This window comes from Actinomycetospora sp. (genome assembly GCF_055612215.1).
Genome location: NZ_JBVPVA010000707.1, coordinates 1 through 2,181, shown reverse-complemented (window position 1 = coordinate 2,181; position 2,181 = coordinate 1). Strand labels below are relative to the sequence as shown.

The window sequence follows — 2,181 nt, the reverse complement described above, 5'->3', positions numbered from 1 at the left end:
ACCTCGAGGTGCCAGGAGCTGCGCAGGCTGCCCCAGACGGTGCGGGGCAGGAACGAGGTCCAGAAGTTCTCGCCGAAGCGGGAGCTCGCCGGGTCCTCCGGGGTGGCGACGCGGACGTGGTGGCCGCGGTTGTGCTCCACGTAGAAGTGCCCGTACCCGGAGCTCGCCAGCGCGATCTTCGAGAGCCAGCGCTCGTTCTCCTCGCGCTTGTGCCCGAGCTCGTGCGCGGTGTTGATCGCGATGCCGGACACGACGCCCATGGTCAGCGCGAGGCCGACGGTGCTGACCAGGCTCAGGTGCTGCGTGGCCCAGACCCAGCAGGTGAAGACGAGGCTCACGTACTGCACCGGCAGGAAGAGGTAGGTGATCCACCGGTAGTAGCGGTCGGCCTCGAGGCGGGCCCGCTCCGATTCCGGGGGGTTGTCGCTGGTCCGGCCGATCAGCAGGTCCAGCGTCGGCAGGACCACGAACAGGATGATCGGCCCGAGCCACCAGAAGAGCGCGAGGCCGGTGAGGTGGACCAGCCCGTAGGCCGCGATCGGCAGCGCCGGCATCACCGTGCCGAGCGGCCAGAGGTAGCGGCGCGTGTCGCGCCACGGCTCCTCCTGCGCGGCCACCTCGTCCCGTGACTGCTCGATGGTCATCGTCGGCCTCCTCGCGTCCCCGTCACGCCGTTCCGAGATGACTGTGACACCGTGTCGCAGTAGAAACAAGACGCAGTATCTGTCTCAGATCGGAGCGGCGCTCTCGCGAGGGTGGGGTCAGACGGGGGCCGCGGTCGCGATCAGGCACGACGTCAGGCGGGCGAGCCGCTCGGAGGCGTCGGCATGGGTCAGGCCGGGGGAGACGAGGTGGCTGATGGTGAGTCGGACGATGGCGTCGACGGCATCGGTGACGGCCCGGGCCTCGAGCTCCGGGCGCCGGCGCCGGAGCCAGTCCCCGACGAGCGCGTTGCCGCCCGTGATGATCGCGTCGCCGCGGGTGGTCAGGAACGGCAGCAGGCTGGTGTCCCCGCTGCGGCTTCCGGTGAGGATCGCGCGCAGCAGCGGGTTGCCGCCGGCCTCGTCGAGGGTGAAGCGGACGGCGGCACGCACGCCCGCGGGCGGGTCGTCGTGCTGCTCGAGCTCGGCCGCGATCCCGGTGAAGAAGCGCTCGGCCTCGCGGGTCACGAGGGCCTCGCCCACGCCGTCCTTCGTGCCGAACTCGCGGTAGAGGGTCGGCCGGGACACCCCGGACGCCACGGCGACCTCGCCGATCCGCACCCGGTCCCACCCACGCTCCACCGTGAGGGCCGCCGCGGTGTCGAGGACCCGCTCGCGCACCTGGCGCCGGAACTCGACCCGGAGCGATTCGCCACTCATGCGTCAAGTGTCACTCATTGCGACGGTCCTCACTGCGCGGAGGACGTGGGTCACGCCCGTCCGGAGGTTCCGGATGGGCTCGTTATCGTATCGTGACCATCCTCGATCACACCTCGCGTTCGGCTGGACGCGCAGGGCCACTCGGCGCAACCGCGCTAGGCCAAGTCAGTGATGGTCGACATCGCCGCTCGTCGTCCGTAACGACCCGGTCACCGCACCGATGACGGGTGCACATCCGCCACCCAGGTGGCCGGAACCACACGGACGAAGGAGTCGCAAGGATGCGCGGAGGTCCCGGGCGGGTGCTGCCCAGTGTGATCGTCGGTGGGTTGTTGGTCGGCGGGTTGGCGCTCGGTATGGGGACCGCGTCCGCGGAGACGTGTACGACATCGGACGGGAAGGTCCACGACCTCACGGGCATCACCAAGGTCGTGTCGGTGGCCGGCGTCTGTGCCCTCCCGGATGGCGTCAAGGGGAACGTCGACGAGGTCCTCGCAGGCCTCTCCAGCGCCCCGGTAGTACCGACGGACCCACCGTCCAGCACGCCGACCGGTGACCCGAAGTCCGGCGGCGCGCCTGTCAGCGGGTCGACCTCCGGTTCGTCGAACCCCGGGGGGACGAAGCCGAGCACCGGCGTCAGTTCAGGGCCGCAGCACGGGCACCGCCCGCGGTCGTCGGGTACGACGTCGTCCACCGGGCAGACCGGTGCGCGGAACACGACGGTGCCCGCGGGTTCGGTCCCCGCTGCCCTCCCGCCGGCCGGGGTCGTCGCCCCGCCGGCTGCGCTCCCGGGCCTGCCCCTCGCCCCCGGCCTCGGGCT

At 71.4% G+C, this 2,181-nt stretch carries 2 protein-coding genes; both read right to left on the bottom strand.

Annotated elements, in window-relative coordinates; genetic code table 11:
• Positions 1-644, bottom strand: a 644-nt coding sequence (locus tag AC0CYZ_RS19405; protein ID WP_472218288.1) for a fatty acid desaturase, incomplete at its 3' end; no start/stop codon positions are given.
• A 117-nt stretch (positions 645-761) separates the two neighbouring features.
• Complete coding sequence (locus AC0CYZ_RS19400; RefSeq protein WP_472218286.1) at positions 762-1,361, bottom strand: TetR/AcrR family transcriptional regulator; 600 nt, start codon at positions 1,359-1,361, stop codon at positions 762-764.
• Positions 1,362-2,181 lie beyond the last annotated feature (820 nt).